We start from the raw sequence: 25,234 nt of genomic DNA on the forward strand, positions 1-25,234 counted from the left end.
ATCCGCCCGCGACGAGTTTCGAATGTTGAAAACGGTGCTGCCCGCCGCTGAAAAGGTCGAAGCATTCCGACCGCTGCTCAACATGCTCTCCGACGTGTTCATTACGTCAGACGAGTTGTGCAGCCATTGGCGGCTGACGCCGACGCATCTGTGCAATCTCCGGAAGCGCAACAAAGGCGCGCCATTCGTAAAACTTCCGAGCGGAAAAATCCTCTATAGGGTCTCTGATATCATCGGCGCCGAACTTCGCGGGCGAGCTGGTCCGCTTACTGTCGACGTCGTTTGCTTGGTCTTAGCCGCGTGCGAGGAACTCACGCTTCATCAGCGCGAAATTGCCCAGCGCGCCGTTAGGCGGGCGTTGGAAATTGGGAAATAGTTGCACCCGAGTCTGCCCCTGTCCGCATAAAACTTATCGCGGCTTCGGTTTCGGTCCACAGGTAGGTTTGGCTGTAAAGCAATATTGGATACTTGCGCTCACGGCTTAATGTTACCTCAGTCAATGCGCCACGATAGGGAACATCGGACGCTGCATTCGAGAGGTAGAATCTTTGCTGGGCTACCGCGGTGGGTTCGCGTAAATCACCCCATATTTTGTATTCAAAGCAATCGGCGGGACCTGTGATGAGAGTAATTGATTGCAAGGAAGCACAATCGGAGCACGGCATTTTCACATTACATCACCAGATGCCAAACAACGAACTTAGATTCCGGCTCAAGAAAGTGGACGGCACGGCCTATATTCGAACCGAAGCTAGCACGCAGGGCGGATGGCAAGAGAGCCATTATCATAAGGAAGTCAGAGAGACCTACATCGTCCAAAAAGGTTGGATCGCTTACGCGGAGCAAAAAGGTCCAACTCCACGAATCAGCATCTTTCGCGAAGGAGAGTTATTTACGACCCAACCTGGCGTGGTTCACAATGTCTACATGCCAGCTCACTCTGTCATTCACACAGTGAAGCATGGCAATTGCACGTGCGAGGATCGCAATACCGGCGGCACCGAAGAGTTCAACAGCCGCTGCATTGCACTGCGCACAGAAAATGAAATCCTCGCCCAAGATATTCGCGCGCTAAAAACACTCGATGCGAAATATAGCGAAGAGTATAGACATTTTGATAATCTGATCTGGCAGGTACCCGCCTGGGCGACGGCGATTTTTGCACTTTCGCTTCAAGGGTTAGGCTCAGCAGATTTGCCCAAGGTCGCCGCATCAATTGGCATACCTGAAAACGTCTTACTTATAACTCTCCTTGTCGCACTATCGCTGATGATATTGTGCTTTTCTCATGTGATGTACCGTTTCCGTGTGCATCAGAGAGCACTCAAGGCATATTCGGGAGCACCTTGGTGGAAGTCCGCGTCAACTTACACGCAGTTTATGATCAACGCTCAAGCCGTATCTTTGTTTGTCTTGGCTTTAATAGCGATGAAGGTTCCATGTGCGATCTGGATCGGGCTTATAGCCGTTTCAGTGCTGACGTATGTGAGGGAAGCTAGCCTGAGAACCAATAAAGACATTCCGTGAACGCAGCCTATCGGAAATTTTCCACGTTCCAATGGTAGGATGCGCCAAATCAATCTTTTCTTTGGCGCAATCTAATCGGTTTTGCCAGGTCTGCTCGAAGTTCGGTCCACTAACGACACGGTGCGTCACGCCGCCTTCTTAGCGAGTGCCGCCTTTTGCGATGCCAAGTCCGCCAAAAACTTAATGACCGCCGCGCTGGCCTGATTGTTGTTCGCCGCTTCTGCCCGAAGACGCGCAGCCTCGGACTCAGCTTCAATGCGAGCGGCGCGCACGCGCTCGCAGTACCTTGACGGATTGCGAGCCTTAAGAAGGAAGATCAGAAGCGTATCAGAATATTCTCGCACCGTTCCGACCTGAACACCCTGATAGAACACGGGCTTTTCAATGCCTTCAACAGCGCGGCGTTGTGCTTCGGCCTCGAGTGAATCGGTACCGATCTCGTATGCCTTCGCCCACTTCTCTGCGAAATCCGCGTCCACTTGGCGCCAGCGATATAGCGTGCGCTCGTTGAGACTGACATGCTTCGCCGCGTCGAGTACCGTCATGCCTTCGGCAAGCGCGTCCAAAAACTTTTCGCGCGTCGCTTCAGTGTTCACTATTTTTTTCCGCGTGCCCATTTCGATTGATCCATTTACTTCACGGTTACATAACGACGCGCGGGCGTAGCGGCGTCAAATCGCTCTTCTTTTTAGGTGCGGTTGCGACTGGCGCTAGCTCGAGTGGCGCTAAGACTGTGGCGGCAATTGAGGAGCATCACGGGCGGCCGATCCGCTGTCCATGTTTTAGATGAGATGAGCGCCGTTGAGAGGGTGAAAGCAACCGGTCGATAATCCATCTTAAAATTCGCTGCGGCTGTTCGAAACCTTCATGCTCCTATTCTTTGCTACATCATGACAATTCACATCCAAACGGCACCAAAATCATTCGGTCCTCTTCAACGGTGCGCATATTGCGGCCGCAGAGCTGCGAAACTCAGCAAAGAACACATCATTCCCTTCGGGCTGGCCGCGAATTCCCTCGTATTTCACAAATCGAGTTGCCGACGTTGCGCCGACCGCACCCGCGACTTTGAAACTATCTGTCTCCAACACATGTGGTGGCCGTTTAGGACCGCAGTGGGGGCTCCAACACGGAATCCGCGACCAGAGAAGTTCATGGTTCGGACTATGCAAGTTAGCCAGTTCAACCCCGACGGTTCGATTGAGTACACGAAGATTGGGGAGAATCTGATAGAGGCCGACGAATACCCTACGGTCTACTACGCCTATTCATTTCCGCCACCTGGTCTCTTGGTCGGTAGAGGACGACAGGACGAACTTACATTCGAGGCGTGGTGCCTTATTGATCGGGAGAGAATGAAAAAATTTGCGCCCGGAGACAAGCAAGGTATGCGGATTGGTCCATCGAGCACGAGGCCATTCTGTCAAATGCTGGCTAAGATCGCTCACTCTTATGCTGTCGCCGAATTAGGATACGATTCATTCGAACACTCTTTGACGCCTTTCATTCGAGGCTTTCAATTCGACGGGGAGCCGCAGTGGATTGGAGGATGTCCTGCCGGCGAGACCGCTCCGAACACCCGTTTGCATGAGATCGGGTGGGAAGTCGTAGCAATTGGTGGAACCTTTTACGCAACCGTTGTAGTCCGCTTGTTCTGCTTCCTCGGAACGCCGTCGTACCAGATTGTAGTTGGTAAGCTGACGCGAGCGCTCGATAGCCTGCCGTTCCTCAAACAACCTCCTTATAAAATTGATATTAAGGAACCTGTCCTGCTGCCCGAAATGACGCTAGTTACTCAGGTCCTCAGAGGGTCCGTGAGCTAATCGTTACATCCGTGAAAGGCGCTCTCGCGAGATCTTCGATCGCTATGAGATTACGACCCACGCTCTGGCACTTGCAGCCGACCATGAGCGAACCCATATGGGCGGGTATAGCGGCCGTGGTGAAAACGGTAGACACGCCGAATTGCGTAGATGCCTTGCGGGGCCTCTACGAATTCGGCGGGAGAAATCCCGTGGGGGTTCAAGTCCCCCCGGCCGCTCCATCTAGATCGAGTCATCGCAGACGATCTCAATAGTCACACTAATTCCGAAGCAGCGGCTGCTTTAACTCGCGAGCAATCGAACTGATATTCCGTCGGCCGTCGTTTGGACGTTCACGTGGCCGGTCGCCTGCAGCTCGCGCAAAACCCGGTGGGTAGTTGTCTTCGCCGGCAAGCCGATCACGCGACCGATCGCATTGAGATTGCCGCTCACGGCGCCGCCGTTCGATCGAATGCGTGCGATGACCGACTCTGGGGTAGCGGATCTCGGTCGACCGCGGGGCCGGCCGGGCGGATTCGGCTCGGGTTCGGTGTCGCTCGCTCCATCTGGTTGCGCGTCGCTATCGACTTCGGGTTTCGGCGCCAGCTTCACTTGTGCTGCTCCAGCGACCAGACTCACAACAATAAGCGAGAGCCCAGCGCCGATTTCGAAGAACAAAACTATCGCAGCTGTGAGCCACGGCGATATTTGGGCTTCACTCAGGCGCCAACCCAGCGCGCTCGCGTAGGAGGCAAGGCTGCTCGCCGCGGGATCGATAGGGCCGGGCGCAGAATCGCCGCGCAGCGCTTTCTCTGCGTCGGCAATCAATAAGTCTAGCTGGGATCGGCGCTCTGCCTTTCGCGCTTCTGTCCGAGCATTGCCGCGTGGCGTGTTATTTATGGTCTTCAGTTCTGCAAGCGCGGCGGCCGCCCGATCGCTCGATAGTTGGTAGAGGTCGGCACTTTTCTCTCGACCTGCGATCCCGTCGGTTCGGGCAGTCGACACGAAAGCAAGGCTCGAGAGTGTTGCATAAGCCAAGCATGTGAGGCCGAGCACGGCGGCGATGATCGCGCGGCCGGTTTGTTTCCGGCTGAAGCCGAGCCAAGCCGCGTACCACGAAACCGGCTGACAGATTGCGCCGGCTAAACTGCCGGCCGCGAATATCGCCGCGTGGATCTCGGACGTCGCAATTCCGAGAGACCATCCATTCAAAATGTTTTGGGACGCTGACACGCTGACAAACAGCGCGGCCATAAATATTGCTAGCCAGGTCGCGGGCGACCCATTAATAAATGGTTTCACAGATTAGCCCTCTTGAGCAGGGTCGATCTTCAGGCTCGTCGCGGCACGCCAATGCCGCGTCGGGCCGAATTATTTTTGCCGCGAATTTTGGAACGGCGCTAATTCGCGAATTACACAGCGGCCATTTGAAATTAATTCCCGATGGCCAACGCGGGCGTTCCGAATTTAATTCTCGGATTTAATTTTCGGCTTCGATGGGCGGGGCGCGCCCTCAAGGCGCACCCGTATACCTACGTAGTAGGAGGAACTGCGCAGACTGCGCAAAAGCCCGTGTTTACTGGAGATGCGCACTTATTTTAGAAGTGCGCACCAAAACAACTGCGCATCCGTTCCAAATGGCTGCAATCATTGGCCTTGCGCACTTATCGAACCGACTGCGCAAAACTGCGCAAACTGAACTGCGCAGGGAACTGCGCAACCTCATTTTATAATTGCTCGCCACCGTTCCGGAATTTTCCCGGCTTTATTCGGCCTGCCATAAGGGACCAGTTCCGCGCGCGCAGAATTTTTTAATCTGTAAAGCGCCGCCTCGATAATCCCGGGAACGGCATCATCCTCGGCTCCAGGCAAAATTCCGGTCTGTCGGGGTAAGTAACGTTGTGCTTGAGGATCTGCCGACAGCCTTTGCCATTCGTTGCTCACGGTCACGCCGCATAAATATTCGTACACACGCTCGAGCTGTTCGGCAGTTGGCTCGACTTCGGCGCGTGCACCGATCATTACCGGCACCAGAACTCCAGTCTCATCGCCGTTGGCGGTCTGCACGGTCCTCTTCACGAACCATTGGGCTTCCGGCCCAGCTAACCCGAAGTTCATTTTTGCGTCGTCTAGCCGGACGTAACGGTGCCGTATGTGCGCAGGCACGTTAAATTCTTCGCCATCGGCTTCGCTCATCGGAAACAGCGTAAGTGCCACCCGGGAAGCGTCCTTAATCGCCGACGCGCCGCGGCCCGCGTCCGGACTACCTGCAAACTCTGAATAACCGCCGCGACCCGGCTTTTTCGTGTGGTGAGGGAGCACAACGGCGGCGTTTGTTTCAGCTGCGATGCGCTCGAAAATATCGGCCACTTGCTGCATCTCGCCATTATCATTTTCATTGGCTGGATGCGTTCGGATCAGCGGATCGACGATCACCACATCGATATTGTACGCCTTGCAGTAAGCAATAATCTCGTCGACTTCTGGGGTCGGTTCGATCGCACCATTTTTTGTATTCTTGACCGCGACTTTGAAGCGAAACGACCCGCGATCCTTGCCGCTTTGGAGTCTTATCCGCCCCCAAACTTCATTTCGAGGAATTTCGAACGCGTCGCAGATGGCTCCCAACCGCTGCTCCATAACGCTCGTTTCATCCTCGGCGTTGATGACCAGAACGCTGCAGCGTTCGCGAGCGTTCAAGCCGCAGAAATCCGAGGCTCCAAGTGCCGATGGTCCGAGCGCAGCAGCAACTGCCCATTCCAACATAAGGAGCGACTTGCCGGTCGCCCCTGGAGCAAAAAGCACCGTGAGGTTTCTTCGCATCAGCCGACCAGGAGCCAACCACGGCAAGCGCGGCGCTGCGGCGTCATCCTCGCGAGTGTTCCTATAGGTTGATATTGAGGCTAGGAACTTGCTCGTGTGCAATGGCGGGGGCTCAACTGGCTCGAGCCCGATAAGCGGATTATCGGTGCCTGCAAGGTTCTGGCCGTACTGCTCGGCGTTCTCAAGCTTCTTCGTGAGGTCATCGAGATCCCAAGGCGGTACGCACCGAGCGTTCCAGGGGTCGAGCACTTCAAGCGCTGTTTCGACACTCAGGTTAAAGTCGCGCCGCAACCGAACGCAGACCTTATAAGTCTGATGGTCGCCGCCTTCGCCTTCAATCGCAGGGGCGGCGCTCGCAACGTAGGTTTTCGCCCGCTCAATGGCTTCGGGAGTGTCCTCGGCGCCGAGCATCGCGCCAGCCGGGGCGCTCGCCCCGACTCGCCGTTCGGTTAGCTTCGCAATAAGCCAATCGGGTGCGTCGGCCATCGGCAGATCGCGCGCCAGCTCATAACGCTTGCCGCCGATAACCGACCCGGGCGCAAGCACTTGCCCGCCCGTCGCGCGAATGTCGACGCCCTCGGCGAGCGTGCCGGCTGAATTCTGAACGCGAAGGCCGGATGGAATGCGTAAGTAGATGTGCGCGCCTCCAGACGGAGTACGGACGGTGCGAGAGGCCGGAAGCGGCGGCAGCGCTGCAAGGCCATCGAAACCGCGCTTTCCATCTTTGCAGTCGACGTCGACGACAATGAAGCCGTCGCCGCACGCAATACCTACGTTACAGTTCGCGCCATGCTCGGCCCATAGCTCGGCGACGGAAAGCGGGTCGCTTGTCGCACGGTTCGGCCAATCGGCTAGAACCGGAATCTTTCCGCCCGGACAGGTTGGCAGCACGCGAAACTCTTTCGCGGTCAATAACGCGAGATCCAGGGCTGTCATTGTGCGCCTCGCAATATAGTAGCAGTCGCACGCTTTAGGTGTTCAGCGCTCCAACCCCGCTCATCGATTTCAAACCAACGGCACGTCTCCAACACTCGTCGCCAGACGATCAGCAGCATCTTGTCGGGCGCCGAATTTAGGGATGAGATTTCCACTTCTTTGAGCTGGAATATAACGGCCTTAGATCTCAGTGATCCGTCAGCATCGATGATCAGATTAGCCAATCGGGCTCCACGACGTCCCTTCTTAAGAACTATCCGGGCTCGGAGAAGGTCTGCGCTGCTCGCCGCGGTCAGGCGAAATTGGGCGCCTAGGCGTGCGCTTACAAAGAACTCCGCGTCATTCAGTGAGGCGGAGGCGTCGTCACGGAATGCAGCACCGTGGCGGTTCTCAAGATTCAAGCTTATTTCGCACATGTAGCGCTCCAGCAATTACGCATTGAAAGGAGCGCAAACAAAAATGCTCGCCGGGTTGGCGCCGCGTGCTGGATCGCGGTATATTCTGCCTGTAGTAGCATTGTTGTTTGCGCAATTGATCATCGGGCGCCCGGCCAGGGGCGCCCTTTCTTTTTAGGCAGCCTTCGCCTTTTCGTTCACGGGACAGTTGTTGCAAAAGTCCTCGATGTCCCGCGCGAGCCAACCAACCCTATTCGGTCCGAGGCGCCGTGAAGCCGGAAACATCCCTTTGGGCATCCATTCGTAGATGGTGGCCTTCGATAGACCCGTAACGGCAACGACTTCTCGAATGTTCAGCATTCGGTTCGGCCATGACGCAACAGAAGGCGGCAAACTCCTAGACATTCGGTTCTCCAATAACACAAGGCAACAAGTGCGGGTGGACTGGAGACTGCTGCGTTGGACTGCTTGCGTCAAAATCATCGATTCAAATGCGAATCTGAATTCACGCAACCCGCCGTGCATTAGGCGTCCCTTAATTTTTGAGACGCCAGCAGCGGCGCGGATTTTTAATTTTCTTTCACGGGTCGTCGTTACGCTCGCCGAGCGTAACGACGAGGAAAATTTTTATTCGGCGCCCAGCGCCGACGTAAATTCGAAGGCAGTTACATGGCGGTGGAAAATTCGGCTTCAGTTCCTCGGCGATCCTGCCTGCTCGCGCCCGCTCCCGAGATTTTCGAAGCAGCAGCCCTTCTGACGGTTGCAGCATCGGCTCTCTTAGAAGGTCGTCACTCCGAAGCTGACGCATTCGTTCGCAGGGCCGATATCCCGGCCATCCGTGATTGGACAGAGGGGTTATGGGGCGCGTCGCCAAAGTGGACCCGACCGAACCCCACCTTGCTTGCTCTCCCGATTGTCGGACGCGTCGAGCAGCGCATGCCCGACAAGGTCACGCTGCGAGCCATCGTTTCGCGCGACGGCCATCGCTGTCGGTTTTGTGGAATTCCAGTGATCCGAGCTGAAGTTCGCAACCATCTGCGAAAGCTCTTGCCCGAAGCCGTTCGCTGGGGCCGATCAAACACCTCGCAGCACGCAGCCTTTCAGGCGATGTGGCTCCAATACGACCATATCGTGCCGCACGCTCGAGGCGGCGATAACTCGATGGGCAACGTGATCGTTACCTGCGCCCCGTGCAACTACGCCCGCATGGATTACACCCTAGACGAGGTGGGGCTCGAAAATCCGCTTAGCCGAGAGCCGCAGCGATCCGAATGGGACGGCCTGGAGCGCGTGCTTTCCGTCCCTGCCGAGTCGCCTGCGATGGCCTAGGACGCCGACCTCTTTGCGGACTCCCGCGGTTCGAGCAGAAGTCCGCAACCCTCAATTACGTTCATTCGGCGGTCGACCGATCAGTCGTATTGCCAATCGCGACGCGGAGGGGGCGGCGGTCCGCGATCGTCCCAACGGGCACGCCTGTGCCGCCACTCCCACCTTTCACGGTCCGCGTGCCACCAATGCCGCTCGAACCTGTCACGATAGCGAGGCGGGTCAAAGCGATGTGGGGAAGGCGGTCCGGCGTAGCCCGGGGGCGGACGGTCCCAATCTGCGGAGGCCGATGATGCGCCGACACCGATTGCCGATGCGGCAAGTAGGGAAAGCAGAGCGATTTTGGAAGTCATTTGAGGAAGCTCCAGGACCGCGGATTATCCGCAGCGAAGCCACTTCATCACAGCGATGAAGAACCCGAACTGAATGCCGCTGTTAATCTCAGTTCAGCGCCGAAGCCTGAATTTGCCATCAAAAAAAAAAAAAAAAATACGGATCAACTGGTGCTGGCGCCTAGACCGTAGCATCCGCCGAACCTTCGTCGATTTCGACGACCGTCCAGTTGCACATGAAAGGTTGGCCGTCGTCGGTGATATCCGAAAACCGCGCACTCATTCGGTCGGGTGAGAGGCTCGCCGCAAGATCTTTCCCAACCCGATACGGCAAACTCGATCGTTGGATGGTCCATGCGCTTCCCTGCACGCGCCCAAGCGAGATTTCGCAATCAAGGAGTGCTCGAGCCTCTGCAGCCGTGGCATTGCCGACCAAATCCGGCAGAGACGCATCGAAATCAAGAGGCTTCACGCGATCACGGACGTACATGAAAATCGCCCCAGCGCGGACAATGAATCCTTGGCGCCCTATCCGATCGACCATTCTCAGGGCGTAGTGCGGGAGCAAGTCGCGTGAAGCTCGGTGCCAATGTTCGACGTATGGGACGTCGCGCCCAGTCTCGATAAGAATATCGCCCAGAAATTCGAGATAGCCCACGTCGCTGTAGATGCTCGTGCACTGAAAATCTATGATCCTCTGCCACTCGAACGCGTCGCCGATATGAACGAAGCGGCCAGCGAAGCCCTCTTGCCGCGCGAGCCAATCGAAATGTTCAGGACCGAGGTCGTTCAAACACGAGACGCCCTCAAACGGCGGCGGGCCGATCGGCTGGCGAAGGTCAGCGAACAGCGTCGGGCCTTGCAGCCAGCCAACATACGTTGTCGTGTCTTGGCGCCCATCCGGCCAAGAGATAAGCGAGCGTTCCCACAATCCAAAAGTATCGCTGATATCGACCATTGCGCCCTCCGAGCCCAATAGTGACGGCGAAACAGCATAACGAAAAGCAGTTGCGTACTGATGCCAGTCATAGACTAGATTTATGGGTCGCAGAGAAAATCAGGCCGCTTGATTTCGACGACGAGACGTTGCCCGATTACCGACGGAGATAGTTTTTGTCGTTACGGTTGCGCTTCGCGACCTCGTTAGCGCTTTGGTCGACGAGCCCCGGCGCCGACTTCGCGAAGACTTCGGCAGCGGCCTGATACATCTTCGCAACCGTTGCGTCGGTCGCGTCGCCCGTGATCGTAATATATATGTTTTGCTGCGAGCCCCCGCCCGCGCCTATCGCCTTCACCCCGAGATCGCCGTTTGCCGTGCGCGTGAGCGGAATAATGGCTTCGTCGCCCGCTTCACCGGCAACGCCGAGGCCGCCGTTAAACGCAAAGCCCGTCGGCTTGCTCACGACACCGCCCGATGCGAACGCCGTAACGGTCGGCGCCCATGAGCCGAGCCCGACGTTACCGCTTCCTATGCCGAGTAGCCCGCCAATATCAAAGCCACTTCCAAGCCCACCGCCATTGAGAAACCCACTCAGCGAATTTCCGATTGACTTGCCAAGCGGGTCGAGAACGGCGGCTTTCTCAATCACCTCTAAAATGCTGATGCCCATTTGCTTAAGCGTGTCGGTGAAGCTCTGACCGCCCTTAACCGCTGACGCAAAGCCATCGGTTATGGTGCTCGCGAAATCCTCGGCGAACTGAGTGTTGCGAGCCTGAATCTCTTGCGTCGTCTTCAGCTTTTCCGCGAGCGCGTCTTGTAGGCGAATTTCATCCTCGAGGGCTTGCGCCTTCTTCGGATCATATTTGCGCATGTCGTCGGTGATGCGCTGGCGGATAGTCATTTCCGTCGTAAGCGATTGCACAAGTCCCGTGTTGCCGTCGATCTGGGCTTGGGTAATCGCAACGCGGTCTTTCTCAATGTCGAGCTGCTTTGCAAGCTCTTGTGTCGTCTTCTCGCGGCGCCGAGCTTCTTTCTCGTCATCGCCGGAACCGAACGTTAGGCTCCGCTTTGCAGCGTTTGAATCAAAGCTCGGAACGGCGCTCGCTTTTGTTACGGTCGCTTCCCATCCGACCTGAGACTCTGCTTGCGCGCGGATCTGCCTTTGCTGTTCGGGCGTCATGCCAAACGTGCCATTGGCGACCGCTTTCGCTTGGTCAATCCAGGCGCCGAGCCCCACTTTTGTAACAACCCAAACGCTTTGGAGAGCCTTCGCCCAAGTAAATCCAGTGTCAGCGGCTTCTTTCTGCTTTTGTGCCGCTATTGCAGTCTCAGCGGCCATTATTCTGATTTCGCGGGCGGCGTCGGCGGCGAAGTCTGAGAAACCCTTAAGCCGGTCCGAAAACCAATCGATTATTTCGCGGCCGGCGTCAGACCCGAGCAGTTTCGTCCACTCATTAATGGCTTCAGCGAGGGCGCGATTACTGCCAGTTGCTTCGGCACTCTCGCCGATCAAGATTTGAAAGGCGCTCGAGAACTGCGACGACGCTTGAGTCACCGTCTGAGGCAGCTTTTCAAATTGAGAATCGATCGTCTTCGTATCGTTCAAAAGGCCGTTTACGGCGAGCTGCGCAGTTAGCGCTCCGTCATTCGCAAGCTTCCGAAGCTCGCCTTGCGTCTTGCCCGTTTCGCGAGCAAGCGCGCGAATGATCTCTGTCGCCTGCTCGTTGACCGAATTGAACTCCTGCCCCCGGAAGACGCCAGAGTTGAGCGATTGCGAGAACTGAATGAGTGCTTCGCGCCCGCTCTCGGTCGCGTTACCCGAAATAACGAGCGTCTTGTAAAGCGTCTCGGCAAGGCGGATCTGATCGGACGTCGAATAGCCGAGATTACTAAGCGCCGCAGCGTTGCGCGAATAGATATCGGCGAGTTGGCCAACCGGGGCGTGCGATCGGCTTGCGGCAACCGTCATGGCGTCGAGAATGTCGCTCGCGTTCGTTCCCTCTTGCGCGAACAGCTGAAGCCGACTCTTGAGGTTCGAGAAGTTGTCACCAGCCTGAATGAATTCCCGAGCCGTGAGCGCGGTTCCGAGCCCGGCCACGACGCCCTCAAGGCTTAAAATACTACGGGCCGTTATTTGTGCGCTCGCTGACATTGACCGCGCTGCGGCGGCAAATTTTGCTGCTCCAGCTTGCGCGCCGCTACTGTCAATTATCGCCCTGATTACCGAGTCGGCCATCGTTTTCAACTCTCTGAGCTGCCGTTCCGCTCCAGAGTGTCCGCGGCGCACTGACCCTGCAAATTGATCACCGGCAAAGGAAAACCGATTCAAGCTCTCGACATCCCTTAGCTCGTAAGCGAGTATTTTTGGGGACGGCGAAGCGACGGGCGTTTGGGATGGGCGGATGCGCCGAATATTTGGACTAGTTATCAGCTCGCTCATCGTTACGCAGGCACTCGCGGATAGTGTGACGCCTTCGGAGCAAGCTCGCAGCACAATAACTAAGAAGGAAGTGCTGACCGACGCAGCAATTATCGCCGCGCTAATCGCCGCTTCTATCGCCGCCTACAGATCGGGCGGTCCGGGTCCGTGTGCCTGTCCCGAAGACAGAGACCGAGCCGGCCACCGATGCGGGAAACGCAGCGCGCACAGTCGCGCGGGCGGCTGGACGGTTTATTGTTACGCAAGCGACATTTCGAAGGAAATGATAGATGCCTATCGTAAATCGCATGGGGGATAAGCAATGCCGTCAGGATATGAGCAATCGCCTGACTACGGCGGCCGACCACCGATTGATCCAAAGCGGACATGGATAGCGCTCGCCGCAGTGGCTCTCGGCTTGGCGTTGGCTTGGCTTCTCCATTAACACGGAGCGGCACCAATCCACACGCAAAGATTGTTTCCTTATTGAGTTTATCGCAATGGCTGTATAACCTCGGCGCAATCAGCAGTAGCGGGCGCCAGGATGACAGCGCATCAATCCAAGTATGTTGTGGCAATGTATGATCCCGCGAGCCCCTACGCATTGGGCATCGCCGGACTAATCTCAAAGGATAGCGGGCAGCTTGTTATTGCGTCCACAAGCGACCGTTTATCAATTGACAAAAGCCTCTACCGCGGATGCGCGAACGTCTGCTGTCTTAAAGCGCCGGGAAATACTCCTCAGACGCAAAGGGAATATTTCAAAAAAATAGGAAAAAGGTTCGGCAGCATTGATGCGCTTATAATTGAAGCGGCACCCTCTCATTCCGCGGCGATTGGAATAGACGAGACCATTCGGACCGCTTTAAGAAAAATATTCGACGCACTGACGGCCATGCTTCCGTTTGCGGCCAGCAAAATCCAAATGATCGTAATAGGTCCTGAATACCTTTTTCCTATCGCACACGCCGTACTGAAAATTTGGCTGCAAATCGAGGGAGCTAGGACCGGGGTGAGCTCGGGCTTCTCCAACTCACAATGGCCTTCTCCTCAAAGAGTGCCGACGAGCCCGACAACATCGCAACGACATTGATCCAAATCAACGACGCCGAACGAGTCGGTCGCAAAATTGCTCCCGCTCAGAGTTGCGGTTGCGGTGAGATGTCCAAGGGCCGACATCCTCAGCGCGATCTTCAGTTAATCACTTTATGAACGGCGAGGGGAAAGCCCGTGGACGCGCGTCGGCTCATCAAGCGCGCCGAGCAGCTTCAACGTGCAGTCAATTCTTCTTTTATGGGCGATAAGTTTTCTGGCGATGGCCAACCGCAACTCGACGTCTAAGAATGCGTGCTCATGGCTAGAGAAAGCGACCAACTCCTCGCATATCTCTAGCAGTCTCAAAGGATTACTGGGCAAATGCTATCCTCCCACAAAGGCGTCGCGAGCATTCTCTCACGGGTGCGGACAGCGGGGATAAGTTTTTCGCGATTGTCCGGAGTGGGAACGGTTGCCGATATACCGCGTAGCCCTTCTGGAGTTATATCTAATGAGCCCGTGCCGATGGATGACCGACGCCGCGACGAGCGCGAGAAGGCCAATCAACCCCTCTTCGACGCATTCGATGCGCTGCTGGAAAGTTTAGCAAATGCGCAAGAGCGCAGTGACGTCGAGATGTACGAACGGAAGAAAGCGCTATTGAAATCGTTAGCGCACATCATCGACGACCGCGCGCGACGAACCGTCAAGGACCTCTAGGATATCGGCCATACTGATATCGAGCTTTTTCGCAATTCGAAATAGCTCGGCCGCGCGAAATCTTCGGGCGCCGGCCTCTGCGTCTACGTAATCCTCCACCGACAGCATCGCCGATTGCGCGAGTTCGGATAGCGAAAGATTTCGAACGCCACGAATAGATTTGAGGCGGCTGCCCACTAATCGATCAACATGCGTCGTGTTCATATCGCCCCCGTCGCCCATAATTTCGCTAAGACAACAATACTCCTGAGGCAAATTTTGGTTGCACCAATGCTGAAATAAAATCGCAGATGGTCTAGCCGCCATTGGCCATGTGGACTATGCTTAACGGTGAGTGGAGTGAGTTTTTCACGAAATCAGATTTCAAGGACCGGAATAGGTCGGTTGATTTCATTGTCTGGCGCCGATGCGGGGAGTTGAGTGGCGTTATGGGGCAGCAGATAATTGCGAAAGAAAAACGGGATGAGATTTTAAACTCGCTCCTGTCGGTTCTCGATACACTGATGAAAGCTTTGGACGTCTCGTTGGAGCAGCATGACTCGGCCGGACGAGATTGTCTTACTGACCTAATATCACAAACGGCCAAGACGATTGATGCTGTGTCGGCGCGACGCAAATCCTTAGCGCACTAGCGTTCTAGCGCCGAAACGATATCGACAAGCCCGATTCCGAGTGCCTGCGAAATTGCGAACAGTTCAACGGCATTGAATCGGCGCTCACCGGCTTCGCTTCGCGCATAGTCCGTCAAAGACAATTCAGTAGCCTTCGCAAGGTCTTCCTGCGATTTGCCGCTCGAGGTTCGTATTGCGCGAATGCGATTTCCAATGGCCTGATCGATTTGTTTATTTGTTTTGCGTTGATCGATCATTTTTCACACTTCAGGCGACAGAGCAAAATGACGCCAAAGATTATGCTGTGGCGTCGCGAACTAGCTATAGGACGATCGTCAGCTTACGTGGCATGTTTGCCCAGCCGCCGCAGGCAAACCAATGTTTGTCGTGAATGAAAGATTATTAGAGGGAAATTTAATGTCCGATCCAGGGCGTAATTGAAGCACTCAAGTCACAATCTTATTTTGAACAAGCATTATTGTCGCTTTAGTCTGATCCGCGTCGCATTACCAGTTAGAACCACATTCGCTTACGGCCCGCTATTTGATGCTTTTATAGTCCGGTTGCTGTCGTCTACTAAGGTGCGCCAGCCTTAAACCACACAAACTGATTGGCGCGCTGCCTCGCATATCGCGTCAAGTGTTCCCGGCTCCGTTCGCCGTAATGCGATAAGTCCACCAACGCTTGCGCCACCTCCTCGTCGAGGCCGTCAAAGTCGAAAGACGGGTTCATCGAGACGGTTTCCTCGACGATGTGCTTCCGAATTTCGAGCAACATAGTCGTCGTCGCTTCGTCGTGATGAGCGCTTTCGATTTGCTTGCCTGCCGCTGACATTGGGGCGTCCTTCGTTGACATCGTTCTTGTTTTGTTCTAGTCACGATCTATGACAAGACGCAAGGGCGAAATGCGTGGCTTTCACATTGATGAAGGATGGCCGTTTCAGGTGGCGTTGCGCGCGGACTTGTCCACGGGCAAAGCTCACGATGTGCTGCGCGCGTTCTGCAAAGACCTATCTCTTTGTCCGCGTGGCCACACGTTTCGGCGCGACGACAAGTGGTTCAATGTTTGGTGCTTCGCTGAAGAAGAACACGCGCTGAAATTTATAGCGCGGTTCGGCGGAGAACTGATCGCGGTAAAAGACCGACCGAAGTGGCCCGACGGCGGTCGAAATCGATAAACCTTCGCTACCAACTATCGTGCGACGCGCAGCAGACGGAAATTTTGTGTCGTCGGTACCCAGCTGGTACCCAGCGCGGCTTCTCCGAGACAAATCGCTAACGAAGATTCCAGAAAATACGTAAGTAAATCAATTGGTTGCGGGGGCCAGATTTGAACTGACGACCTTCAGGTTATGAGCCTGACGAGCTACCGGGCTGCTCCACCCCGCGTCACCAAAAAACGCAAGGTCTTCGAGACATATGCGCTTTGCCGGATAAACAATGCCGCTCGTTGGAGCGGCAGGAGGGGCCGTATAGCACAAAAAAAACGTCTGGGAACCCCCAACGTCGAAATTCTTCGGCATCCTGTTGAGAAGGCCCGAATTACGGGCCTCGCGCGCACCTGCGCCAATCGCTCAGTGATGGCACAGGCTTGTTGCGCCGCCGTCTGACGAGGCTCAGGGGAAGTGCTGCAGCCGCAGCGTGTTGACCGTCAGACCCGATTGGTCGAGCGCCTGGGCGATGAGGTACGTCGGCGTATCCCGACGCTTCGGCTGGTAGCTGGCGGGCTGCACACTGGCTGTCTGGCGGTGCATCGCGCGGTGTGCCGTCCGACTGGACTTTGCGGACCTGACCGCCTTCGCCTGATGATGGTGACGCTGGCGATGCTCGATCGCGCGGCCGAGATTGCCCCCCAATCCCATATAGCCCGTCGACCAGCCGCCGGTTAGGGCCAATGAAGCGGCGTCGCTGAGGCTCTGCGCGACACCGGCCTGAGCGCCGGAAAGCGAAAGCGCGGCGGACAAGACGAGAGTGGGGAAAAGCCGGGGTATCTTCACGGGTTCAATCCGATGTGAAAGAGATGTCCATTGATTTCGAGTCCGCAGTGTTTCGGTTAACAAAAGATTAATTTCAATTCATTTCAATACAATTGGGACGATAAATTTTCATTTTTATGGATTCGGTCATTTATTCTCAGCTCCATTTCGCTCCAACCCACAATCTGAGATTCCAGGTGCGTTCCCGCTCCCGTTATGGTTTTTGCAATTCTGGGCACAAACGGATTACCGGCTGCGATTGGCCACAAAGAAAATCAGCAGCAATATAATTCCGATTGCGGTGCCCGTTGCGGCCGTCGTCGACCAACCGCCCCAATGCAATGTAATTGTTCCGAGCACTGATCCGATAGCGCCGCCAATGAAATTGATCGTCATATAAATCGCATTTACGCGGCCGCGTACTTCCTGGGGCACCGAGAAAATGATGCGCTGGCTCGTGATCTGATTGGTCTGAATAGCAGCATCAAAAAGAATCGTGATCACGACGAGCGCTGCGAGCCATTGCCAGCTAACTGCCAAATCTGCCGCGTAACTGGTGGCGGCAAGAACCGACATGGCTCCGATCGTCATGATGCGCGTATAGCCGCGGTCGGCAAAGCGCCCCGCAATCGGCGCAGCCAACGCTCCACCAGCACCTGCCAGTGCAAAAAGCGCGATGCTCTGCTGGCTCATACCGAATTGATCGGCGAGCATGATCGGGGCTGCCGTCCAGAACATGTTGAATGCAGTGAACATCAGCGCTTGATACAATGCCCGCTCGCGCAGGATTGGCATGCTGCGAAACAAGCCGACCATCGACCGCAGAATATGGAAATAATGCTTGCCGGTTGCTGGGCGATGGCTCGGCATTATTCGAAATAGCGTCGAACCGATCACGATCATCAATATCACCGAAAACCAAAAGACCGCGCGCCAACCGAAATGCGCCGAAATGAAAAGCGCGGCCGGGCGCGCCAGCATGATGCCGGTCAAAACGCCTGCCATCACATTGCCGACGATGCGGCCTCGCTTGGCCTCGGGAACGAGATGGGCGATGAATGGCAGGAGAACTTGCGCTGCTGTCGAGCACACGCCGACAATGAACGACGCCACAAAGAACGGAAGCGCGGATTGCGACGTGGCCGCGCCGACAAGGCCCACCGTTGTCAAAGTCAGAAGTGTCAGAGCCAGACGCTTGTTCTCGACGAGATCAGCCAGCGAGACGAGCAGAAACAAGCCGACGCCGTACCCGATCTGAGTGACGCTCGAGATCGAGCCCGCAAGATCTGGCGTAATGTGGATCTCTTTGCCGATCTCGGCGATCAACGGCTGCGCATAATAGAGATTGGCGACGAGCGCTCCGGCAGCAATCGCAAATATCGTAATGAGCGTAGCCGAAGGCTCGGCGGTGCGCTTGTCTTTCGTCTGGACGTTCAAAGGACAACTCGCTGATATCAGATTTCAATGACGATTCAGCCCGCGCATCGTTCCTTGCAAACGACATCCGGCTTATCCGGAATTTGCGTCCAAAGCTTCTTGAGAGGCGGTGCATGGCGACAATTTCTCGCCGCGCGGGCAGGGCGGCGAACAGATAGTCGAGCGGGCCCGCATAAACAATGTGACGAATTCCGCCTCGGCGGGGAGATAAGCCAAAATATCTTCGCGTCGCTTGAAGCAGCTCAGGATATTATGCCCTATAATTCGAATACGGCATTCGGTTTCCGCCGCATTCTCCTGACGGTGAATATCCTCCACCTAGGAGGAGCCAACCGTTTGCCCCGGAATCTCCGCTTCAGTAGACACGCCACATCACAGGCGGATGCAATCGGCAATCGGCTTATCACAATTACGCGGGTGATTTTAAAACGGCCGGACGCGGCTTCGGCGTTCGATTATCGCATTTCACGACAGCAGCATAAAAGGACGAACATGCAAACAAAAGCCTATGCCGCGGCGGCAGCAAAGGCACCGCTTGGACCTATTACGATCGACCGTAGAGATCCCGGACCAAAAGACGTTGTGATCGACATTCTCTTTTGCGGGGTTTGTCATTCCGATCTTCACACCGCGCGCGGTGAGTGGCCCGGCATTCTTTATCCGTGCGTTCCGGGCCACGAAATCGTCGGCCGCGTCACGGCCGTCGGTAAGGACGTGACCAAGTTCAAAGAGGGCGATGTCGCCGCCGTCGGCTGTATGGTCGATAGCTGCCGGACCTGCGACTCCTGCGAGCACGATCTGGAGCAATATTGCGAGGGGCCGCACAGCTTCACCGGCACCTATAACGGCGCGGCGAAGGGCGGACTGCCCAATACGTTCGGCGGCTATTCAAAGCGGATCGTGGTCGATGAGCACTTCATACTGCAGGTCCGACACAAAGAAGATCAGCTTGCGGCCGCGGCGCCGCTGCTTTGCGCGGGTATCACGACGTGGTCGCCGCTGAAGCATTGGAACGTTGGGCCTGGCAAGAAGGTCGGCATCGTCGGCATCGGCGGGCTCGGCCACATGGGCGTCAAGCTCGCTCACGCACTCGGCGCGCATGTCGTGGCCTTTACGACGTCGGACTCGAAGCGGCAAGCCGCGCTCGATCTCGGCGCGGATGAGGTCGTCGTGTCGAAGAACGCCGACGAAATGGCAGCGCATGCCGGCACGTTCGATTTCATCCTGAATACGGTGGCCGCGTCGCATAACCTCGATGCATTCACCAATCTGCTCAAGCGGGATGGCGCGCTGACGCTCGTGGGCGTGCCCGAGCATCCGCATCCCTCGCCGTCAGTCGTTCCGCTTATCTTTGGGCGGAAGTCGATTGCGGGTTCGTTGATTGGCGGCATCGCAGAAACGCAGGAGATGCTCGATTTCTGCGCCGAGAGAGGCATCACCTCGGATGTCGAGATGATCTCGATGAAGGACATCGACCACGCTTACGATCGTATGCTCAAGAGCGACGTCAAATATCGCTTTGTCATCGACATGGCGACGTTCGACTGACGCACAGGGCGCCGGCGGTCAAGCCGGCGCCAATGCCTTGCTTGCCGCAAGTGTCGGCACGTTGCGAGCCCTGAAGAAATCAATCACCGCGCGCACAGCAGCCGACATGTCCCTTTGGCGCGGATAGGTCAGATACCATCCAGGAAAGTGCGGTGAGAACTCTTCCAGCATTGGCACGAGCTTTCCCGTTGCGATCAGAGGTCGGACGTCCGACTCCGTCCAGAATGCAATGCCGACACCTTGCGTTGCGGCGTGGATCGCCATCTCGGCGCATGAGACCGTCAGCGGACCGTTGACGACCACCGACATCCAGTGACCGTCCTTGAAGAATTCCCAGTTGTAGATTCCGCGCCGGCCCGACCACCGCCAATTGATACAGCGGTGCTTGTTGAGTTCGCTCGGATCTCTCGGAATGCCGTGCTTCGAGATGTATTCGGGCGATGCGACAGCGCACATGCGGAGATCGTCACCCAGCTTAATCGCGACCATATCGTCTTCGAGAAGTTCACCCAATCGAAGTCCGATATCGAAACCTTCGTCGACGATATCGATGACGGCGTCGTCGACGGTGATATCGAGCACGATATCGGGATGCTCGGTCGCAAACCGGCCCAGATGCGGGGCGATCAGCGTGGCGGCCGCTTTGCGCGGTGCGAGAAGCCGCACCGTACCGGCCGGAACGACGCGCAAATTCTGCACGTCGCGCACGGCCTCTTCCATTTCCTCAAGCGCCGGCTTGAAGCGCGCCAGCAGGCGCTGCCCCGCCTCTGTTAGAGAGAGACTGCGGGTCGTGCGATTGAGCAAACGGACGCCAAGCCGCTTTTCCAGCTCGCGGATCGTCTGGCTCAATGTCGATGGTGAAATTCTGAGATGAGCGGCCGCCCGCGCAAAATTGCCTTGCTCGGCAATGGTTACGAAGGCGCGTAGCTCAGCGAATTCGCTTCCGCGCATTATATACTCAAAGCCAAAGGAGGTATTCGGATTGCCTCATATTATATCGGCACATGGCAGCTATTAAATGTGGCCGATGTTCGCGGAAGCCGGATTTTTTGTGCTTTCGACGCGAATTCCCCCGAACATGGTTGAGAGGTGGCGCTGTGCTGGAGAAACGCAAGCTAGGCACGCAAGGGCTCGAGGTTTCGGCGCTCGGCCTCGGATGCATGGGCATGAGTTATGCTTACGGAGCCGCGGACGACGCGGAATCCGAGGCAACGATTGCGCGCGCGATAGAACTCGGCTGCACATTCCTCGATACGGCAGAGGCTTATGGGCCATTTACCAATGAGACGCTGCTTGGGCAGGCGCTCAAAGGCAAGCGGGATCAGGTCGTGATCGCGACGAAGTTCGGCTTCACATTTGACAGCAACGGCATCTCCGGAACCGACAGCCGACCAGCGCACATTCGCGAGGTCGTCGAAGCATCTCTTAAGCGGCTGCAGACGGACCGCATCGACCTTCTTTATCAGCACCGGGTCGATCCGAAGGTTCCGATCGAGGATGTCGCCGGGGCCGTCAAAGAGCTGATCGCAGAAGGCAAGGTGCTTTATTTCGGCCTCTCGGAGGCGAGCGATGAAACGATCCGCCGGGCGCACGCGGTGCAGCCGGTCTCGGCGCTACAGAGCGAGTACTCGCTGTGGGAGCGCAGCATCGAAGAGCACATTCGGCCAGCATTGTTCGAACTCGGCATCGGTCTCGTGCCGTTCAGTCCGCTCGGGCGCGGATTTCTGACGGGCAAAGCAAAGCGTGCTGAAGACTATCCGACCAACGATTATCGCTCGCGCAATGATCCGCGCATTCAGGGGGCGAATTTCGACGCGAACATGAAGATCGCCGAGATCGCGCGCGAGATTGCGGTCGCCCATCATGCAACGCCCGGACAGGTTGCCCTGGCGTGGCTGCTCGGCTGCAGTCCACATATCGTGCCGATTCCGGGGACGAAGCGGCGCGTCTATCTCGAAGAGAACCTCGGCGCGGCGAAACTTGAATTGACCACCGAGGAGACCGAACGTCTTGATGCTGCAGCAAAGTTGCTCGGTGTTGCGGGCGCGAGATACACGGAACGGATGATGTCGTTCGTCGATATTTAATGAGGAAACGGACTACTCGGGTTTTGGTTCTTTCTTGAGAGTCGAGCCCGCTTCCTTGAACTTCATCAAGTGAGCGTCGTCGGCGGAGCCTTTGGTTTCGGCGACGACGCCAAATTCCAGCGGCTCATCCTGCGCGTAGCGCTTGCCCAGGCGATAGGCCATTTCGGCGCGTGCCGTCTCGACGCCGAGATAAAACGCGTGGCCGGGATCGGCGCGGGTATCGAGATGCGGGTAAAGCTGGAACGGATCGTCTGAGACGTGATGGCCGTCGCGGTTGTAAATATGAATGCCATCTTCCGCGACCTCGATGCGATAATTTTGGTCGCGAATTTCCGACGCGAGCGATCTGATCTCTTCCGGCGTCGAGGCGAAACCTTTGCGATCACGCAAAGCCATGAGACCCGAGCCAAAACCTTGCGGCAGTGCATTGGCCTTGCGAGCGGCGAAGTACTCGCGGCGGGCGCGGTCGAATTCCTTGATCGCTGTCCGGCAATGCGGGCTCACCTGCACGGCAAGCACCGCCGTGATGTGAAGCTCGGAGCACATGCCCATCAGGATGGCGTTGATGCCCGTGGTGTCAGCGTCGGTCAATTCCGTGACGTTACCAATGCCCATCAGGATCGGAATGTCTGGGCGGCGCTTGCGCAGGTCGTAATAGCGCGCGACGGATGCCGTGAAGCCATAGTGGATCGGATCGAGGATCGGGTCGGCATAGAAGGGGCGGCCCTTCGCGATCATGATATCGATGACGCGATCCAACGAATCCATGTCGGCGGCACCAGCCGAAATGAGGATCGGCGCCGCAGGGCCTTCGTCGACAATCGAGATCGTCTTTTCCGATAGCGAGAAAAGATAGTCGGCCCCTGCGCGCGTGGCACGCGACAGCTCTTCCGGGTTAAAGGAATCGACGCTGACCTTCGCACCATCGGCATGCAAGGCTGCAATGGATGCTTCCAGATGCGGAAACGGACTGTCCGGCAGGCAGCCAAGGTCGATAACGTCGGCACCGTCAGCGCGATACTTGCGTGAGCGTTCGACAATCTGCTCCGGCGTCATCAGAGTTGCATCGACGATTTCGCCGAAGATTTTGACGTCCTGCTCGGACAGGTCGATCTTGCGGGCAGCATGGCCGAGATACTCAGGCAGATCGGCGATCTCTTCCGGGCCGCGCTCAAAGCGTGTGCCGAAATGGTCGGAGAGGCGTTCGAGATCGCCACGAAAACGGCCGGGCATGATGACCCGGTCAGCGTGCTCGGGCAGCTTCAGGCGGCGCTCGACGATTTCCGTCGTCATCAGGGCTGCGACCTTGACGCCGATATTGGCGACGACGGGCTCCAGGTCGGGATCATTGAGTTCTTCAGCGACGCGCTTGACGCGCGGCTCGGCCAGCGATCCGGTTACCAACACAATGCGCTTGGCCATCGACGGGCATTTCCCTTTACGAATTCGACCACCGTGAATTGGCACCGAATGCGGCCTCGTGCAATGTCCCGCATGTGCCCCATCGACAAATCGGCAGATTTACGGTTTCCGTCGCCCGTCACATTGGAGAAGCCTTGGCATGAAGAAAGTTCTGCTCATCGGGATTGGCGCGGGAAACCCCGACTACATCACCATGCAGGCGGTGAAGGCGCTGAATGCGGTCGATGTGTTCTTCTTTCTCGACAAAGGAGAAGTTAAGGCTGATCTCGCCAATCTCCGACGGGAAATCTGCGATCGCTTCATCGAGGAGAAGTCCTATCGGATCGTGGAGGTTCCAGGGCCGGTGCGGGACCAGGGCGGCGATTATAAATCCGGTGTCCATGCATGGCATCGCGAGAAGGCGCAGATCTTCAGCTCGCTTATTGCGGATGAACTGAAAGACGGCGAGGTCGGCGGGTTTCTCGTTTGGGGCGATCCCTCCCTTTACGACAGCACGATACGCGTCATCGACCAGATCGTAGCGCAAGGAACGCTCGCTTTCGAATATGAGATCATTCCCGGCATCACGGCCGTCCAGGCATTGGCCGCCGAGCATAAAATCGCGCTCAATCCGATCGGCGAGCCGGTGCACATCACCACGGGCCGCAAACTGCTCGAAGGATTGCCAGAAAAGGTCGATACGGCCGTCGTGATGCTCGATAACGGCTCAGGGCTCCGCGCGCTGATTGACGAGAACGTCGAGATTTTCTGGGGCGCCTATCTCGGCACGCCAGATCAGGTCCTGATCTCCGGCAAACTGAAGGAATGCGTCGACGCAATCGAGGAAGAGCGCGCGGAGGAACGGGCACGGAAGGGCTGGATCATGGACACCTACCTGCTTCGGCGCGCGCCTCCCCGGCCGTAACGAGGTGGAATTTTTGTCAGTGCTGACCTTCGAAGTCGTCCCAGGGTGGTGATTTGCCGAAGCGATCGACGAGAAAATCAATGAAGACTCGGGTTTTCGCGGCCAGATAGCGGTTCGGCGCGTAGAGTGCGTGAATAGTGAGGTCTGATGGCCGATTGTCGGGAAGGACGAGCTTCAGCCGTCCGGCAGCAATGTCCTGGCCCACGATAAATGTCGGCAAGTTTGCGATGCCGATGCCTTGCACGGCTGCGTCGCGCAGCACATCGCCATTGTTCGATGCCAGGCACGCGCCGATGGCGACGGAGACGGGCTGGCCCTTCTCGGTCAAGTGCCAGCGCTGCATCGATGTGGTGTGGCCGTAGCTCAGACATTTGTGATCGACCAGTTCGGCGGGCGTCTGCGGCATTCCGTGTTTTTCGAGGTATCCGGGCGAGGCGACGATCACGATCCGGGCCGGTGCGATCCGGCGGGCGATGAGGCTCGAGTCCGTCGGCGTCCCGATCCGCAGGGTGACGTCCGCGCCTTCTTCCAGCGGGTCGATGAAGCGATCGGTCAGCAGGAGTTCGACCTTGAGGTCATAATAGAGGGTCATGAAGTCGGAGATGGCCTTGCCGAGGTAGAGCATGCCGAACGACATCGGTGCGTTGACCTTCAGGATGCCCTTTGGCTCGTCATGGAGGCGGGAGACCTGGGCCTCGGTTTCCTCGATCTGGGAGAGGATGGAAACACAACGCTCATAGTACGCAAGGCCGGCTTCGGTCGGGGTCACGCGCCTCGTGGTGCGGTCCAGGAGACGGGCGCCCAGCGCCTGCTCGAGCTCCATGACGCCCTTGCTGACGGCCGAGCGGGTCAGCCCCAGGCGACGCGCCGCCTCAGCGTAGCTGCCGCTGGAGACGACTTTCACCAGCGCTCTCATGGCGTCGAGCTTGTCCATTTGTATCCAAATCGGAAACAGATTGCTCATATATTGATATATTGAGCGATTTTCGTCAACG

The 25,234-nt window shown here is 56.8% G+C and carries 22 protein-coding genes, 2 tRNA genes and 1 pseudogene; 10 read left to right on the forward strand and 15 right to left on the reverse strand.

Annotated elements, in window-relative coordinates; genetic code table 11:
- Positions 1–22 precede the first annotated feature (22 nt).
- The gene (locus tag HYPMC_RS19610; RefSeq protein ID WP_013949836.1) at positions 23–376 is read left to right on the forward strand and encodes a hypothetical protein; all 354 of its coding nucleotides are present in this window, start codon (positions 23–25) and stop codon (positions 374–376) included.
- A 245-nt stretch (positions 377–621) separates the two neighbouring features.
- Positions 622–1,527, forward strand: a complete 906-nt coding sequence (locus HYPMC_RS19615) for a hypothetical protein (protein WP_013949838.1) — start codon at positions 622–624, stop codon at positions 1,525–1,527.
- A gap of 125 nt (positions 1,528–1,652) precedes the next feature.
- Here the strand turns inward: HYPMC_RS19615 and HYPMC_RS23455 are convergent, their stop codons facing one another.
- The gene (locus HYPMC_RS23455) at positions 1,653–2,123 is read right to left on the reverse strand and encodes a helix-turn-helix domain-containing protein (RefSeq protein WP_157135478.1); all 471 of its coding nucleotides are present in this window, start codon (positions 2,121–2,123) and stop codon (positions 1,653–1,655) included.
- A gap of 558 nt (positions 2,124–2,681) precedes the next feature.
- Between HYPMC_RS23455 and HYPMC_RS19625 the strand changes: the two genes are divergently transcribed.
- Positions 2,682–3,350: a hypothetical protein gene (locus HYPMC_RS19625; protein WP_013949842.1), complete on the forward strand. Its 669-nt coding sequence runs from the start codon at positions 2,682–2,684 to the stop codon at positions 3,348–3,350.
- Between the two features lie 110 nt (positions 3,351–3,460).
- Positions 3,461–3,571, forward strand: a tRNA-OTHER gene (locus HYPMC_RS24370).
- 61 nt (positions 3,572–3,632) lie between these two features.
- On the opposite strand, the gene HYPMC_RS19630 is transcribed toward HYPMC_RS24370, so the two are convergent.
- From HYPMC_RS19630 to HYPMC_RS19645, 4 genes and pseudogenes are all read right to left on the reverse strand, one after another.
- Complete coding sequence (locus HYPMC_RS19630) at positions 3,633–4,583, reverse strand: hypothetical protein (protein WP_041300414.1); 951 nt, start codon at positions 4,581–4,583, stop codon at positions 3,633–3,635.
- Between the two features lie 468 nt (positions 4,584–5,051).
- On the reverse strand, positions 5,052–6,563 hold the full coding sequence (locus HYPMC_RS23460; protein ID WP_244420931.1) for a helicase RepA family protein: 1,512 nt from the start codon (positions 6,561–6,563) through the stop codon (positions 5,052–5,054).
- Positions 6,564–6,629: 66 nt separating this feature from the next.
- Positions 6,630–7,088: pseudogene (locus HYPMC_RS25100) on the reverse strand (bifunctional DNA primase/polymerase); the annotation flags it as partial.
- A 569-nt stretch (positions 7,089–7,657) separates the two neighbouring features.
- On the reverse strand, positions 7,658–7,888 hold the full coding sequence (locus tag HYPMC_RS19645; RefSeq protein WP_013949846.1) for an AlpA family transcriptional regulator: 231 nt from the start codon (positions 7,886–7,888) through the stop codon (positions 7,658–7,660).
- Between the two features lie 264 nt (positions 7,889–8,152).
- Here HYPMC_RS19645 and HYPMC_RS19650 point away from each other — a divergent pair, with 264 nt between their 5' ends.
- Positions 8,153–8,812: an HNH endonuclease gene (locus tag HYPMC_RS19650; RefSeq protein ID WP_013949847.1), complete on the forward strand. Its 660-nt coding sequence runs from the start codon at positions 8,153–8,155 to the stop codon at positions 8,810–8,812.
- Positions 8,813–9,322: 510 nt separating this feature from the next.
- Here HYPMC_RS19650 and HYPMC_RS19655 read toward each other — a convergent pair.
- Both HYPMC_RS19655 and HYPMC_RS19660 read right to left on the reverse strand, forming a co-directional pair.
- Positions 9,323–10,099, reverse strand: coding sequence for a hypothetical protein (locus tag HYPMC_RS19655; protein WP_013949851.1), 777 nt, complete (start codon positions 10,097–10,099; stop codon positions 9,323–9,325).
- 136 nt (positions 10,100–10,235) lie between these two features.
- A complete protein-coding gene (locus tag HYPMC_RS19660; protein ID WP_041300420.1) occupies positions 10,236–12,179 on the reverse strand; it encodes a tape measure protein in 1,944 nt (647 codons plus the stop codon).
- 865 nt (positions 12,180–13,044) lie between these two features.
- Here HYPMC_RS19660 and HYPMC_RS19665 point away from each other — a divergent pair.
- Both HYPMC_RS19665 and HYPMC_RS24800 read left to right on the forward strand, forming a co-directional pair.
- A complete protein-coding gene (locus HYPMC_RS19665) occupies positions 13,045–13,593 on the forward strand; it encodes a hypothetical protein (protein WP_013949854.1) in 549 nt (182 codons plus the stop codon).
- Positions 13,594–14,060: 467 nt separating this feature from the next.
- On the forward strand, positions 14,061–14,255 hold the full coding sequence (locus tag HYPMC_RS24800) for a hypothetical protein (protein WP_244420932.1): 195 nt from the start codon (positions 14,061–14,063) through the stop codon (positions 14,253–14,255).
- A gap of 628 nt (positions 14,256–14,883) precedes the next feature.
- On the opposite strand, the gene HYPMC_RS19680 is transcribed toward HYPMC_RS24800, so the two are convergent.
- The 5 genes from HYPMC_RS19680 to HYPMC_RS19705 form a co-directional block, all read right to left on the reverse strand.
- A complete protein-coding gene (locus tag HYPMC_RS19680) occupies positions 14,884–15,123 on the reverse strand; it encodes a helix-turn-helix domain-containing protein (RefSeq protein WP_013949860.1) in 240 nt (79 codons plus the stop codon).
- A gap of 319 nt (positions 15,124–15,442) precedes the next feature.
- Entirely contained in the window at positions 15,443–15,700 is a 258-nt protein-coding gene (locus tag HYPMC_RS19685; protein ID WP_013949861.1) for a hypothetical protein, read from the reverse strand.
- Between the two features lie 477 nt (positions 15,701–16,177).
- Positions 16,178–16,254 (reverse strand) — tRNA-Met (locus HYPMC_RS19695).
- A 227-nt stretch (positions 16,255–16,481) separates the two neighbouring features.
- Entirely contained in the window at positions 16,482–16,862 is a 381-nt protein-coding gene (locus HYPMC_RS19700) for a hypothetical protein (RefSeq protein ID WP_013949864.1), read from the reverse strand.
- A 225-nt stretch (positions 16,863–17,087) separates the two neighbouring features.
- Complete coding sequence (locus tag HYPMC_RS19705) at positions 17,088–18,278, reverse strand: MFS transporter (protein ID WP_013949865.1); 1,191 nt, start codon at positions 18,276–18,278, stop codon at positions 17,088–17,090.
- A 492-nt stretch (positions 18,279–18,770) separates the two neighbouring features.
- On the opposite strand from HYPMC_RS19705, the gene HYPMC_RS19710 reads away from it, so the two are divergent.
- Positions 18,771–19,826, forward strand: coding sequence for an NAD(P)-dependent alcohol dehydrogenase (locus HYPMC_RS19710; RefSeq protein ID WP_024276524.1), 1,056 nt, complete (start codon positions 18,771–18,773; stop codon positions 19,824–19,826).
- 18 nt (positions 19,827–19,844) lie between these two features.
- Here HYPMC_RS19710 and HYPMC_RS19715 read toward each other — a convergent pair whose 3' ends face one another.
- Positions 19,845–20,777 (reverse strand): LysR family transcriptional regulator, encoded by a 933-nt coding sequence (locus HYPMC_RS19715; RefSeq protein WP_013949867.1) that lies wholly within the window; start codon positions 20,775–20,777, stop codon positions 19,845–19,847.
- A gap of 146 nt (positions 20,778–20,923) precedes the next feature.
- On the opposite strand from HYPMC_RS19715, the gene HYPMC_RS19720 reads away from it, so the two are divergent.
- A complete protein-coding gene (locus HYPMC_RS19720; RefSeq protein WP_013949868.1) occupies positions 20,924–21,913 on the forward strand; it encodes an aldo/keto reductase in 990 nt (329 codons plus the stop codon).
- A gap of 12 nt (positions 21,914–21,925) precedes the next feature.
- Here the strand turns inward: HYPMC_RS19720 and HYPMC_RS19725 are convergent, their stop codons facing one another.
- Positions 21,926–23,335: a DUF6513 domain-containing protein gene (locus HYPMC_RS19725; protein ID WP_013949869.1), complete on the reverse strand. Its 1,410-nt coding sequence runs from the start codon at positions 23,333–23,335 to the stop codon at positions 21,926–21,928.
- Between the two features lie 139 nt (positions 23,336–23,474).
- Between HYPMC_RS19725 and cobF the strand changes: the two genes are divergently transcribed.
- A complete protein-coding gene (cobF, locus tag HYPMC_RS19730; RefSeq protein ID WP_013949870.1) occupies positions 23,475–24,239 on the forward strand; it encodes a precorrin-6A synthase (deacetylating) in 765 nt (254 codons plus the stop codon).
- Positions 24,240–24,255: 16 nt separating this feature from the next.
- On the opposite strand, the gene HYPMC_RS19735 is transcribed toward cobF, so the two are convergent.
- On the reverse strand, positions 24,256–25,173 hold the full coding sequence (locus tag HYPMC_RS19735) for a LysR family transcriptional regulator (protein WP_013949871.1): 918 nt from the start codon (positions 25,171–25,173) through the stop codon (positions 24,256–24,258).
- Between the last annotated feature and the right edge of the window lie 61 nt (positions 25,174–25,234).

Origin of the sequence: Hyphomicrobium sp. MC1 (genome assembly GCF_000253295.1) — a bacterium.
Taxonomy (GTDB): Bacteria; Pseudomonadota; Alphaproteobacteria; order Rhizobiales; family Hyphomicrobiaceae; genus Hyphomicrobium_B.